This window comes from Campylobacter concisus, assembly GCF_002912895.1.
GTDB classification, from domain to species: domain Bacteria; phylum Campylobacterota; class Campylobacteria; order Campylobacterales; family Campylobacteraceae; genus Campylobacter_A; species Campylobacter_A concisus_G.
In genome coordinates this window covers 1-757 of sequence record NZ_POZX01000036.1, presented here as the reverse complement: position 1 = coordinate 757, position 757 = coordinate 1, and the positions used below count along the sequence as shown (strand labels likewise).

General features: G+C 29.3%; 1 pseudogene. It reads left to right on the top strand.

Annotated features, from left to right (window positions below):
- Positions 1-15: 15 nt before the first annotated feature.
- Positions 16-757 (top strand): annotated as a pseudogene (locus CYP51_RS04640) (ATP-binding protein); the annotation flags it as partial.

The following is a 757-nucleotide window of genomic DNA, read 5'->3' as shown; positions in this document are numbered from 1 at the left end:
TTGCTTAGTAGTGTTTTGAGCCAAGCAGATACCGATACATCAAGAATAACTACAGCTGGTGCATTGATATTAAAAATAAAAGATATTATTAATAGCGATAAATCGTTAAAAACAAAGTGCAAAAAAGAAGGACTTTTTGCTGATATAAATAAACTTCATTCTAATTGCACAATAATGTACGGACAAAATAATGATAAATTAGACCTAGCGGTAAAGAGTATCAATGAAAAAATAGACTACAAAGAAATACAAGAGATATTTGATGAAAAGCTAGATGATGGAACATTTTTTGATTATAAATTTTTAAAAATATCTGCTGAAATGATTTTGTTAGAAGAAGACGCTAAAGGAAATAGATTAATGAGAGGCTATGCCTCTACGATGCTAAATAGGCTTGATTATTTTATCTATAATAACGACTGTAAATTTATGAGAGAAACACCGGATAATCTTGGGATTAAAAATGTAGACTCATACTTTGAGTATCTTTGGGGTAAGGATACTCAAACAAAAACACAACTAATAATCATAGATACTAGCGAATTGAGTATTGACGTTTTAGAAACTTTAACAAGTGTCCTTTCTAGATTAATTTTTTCACAAAGAAAAGAATTGCCTAACGACGAAAGGCGCAAAAAACCCGTACATCTTATACTTGATGAAGCTCATAGATATATTAAAAAAGACTATAAATATCTACTAAGAGAAAATATTTTTGAAAAAATAGCAAGGGAAGGAAGGAAGTACTCATTATATC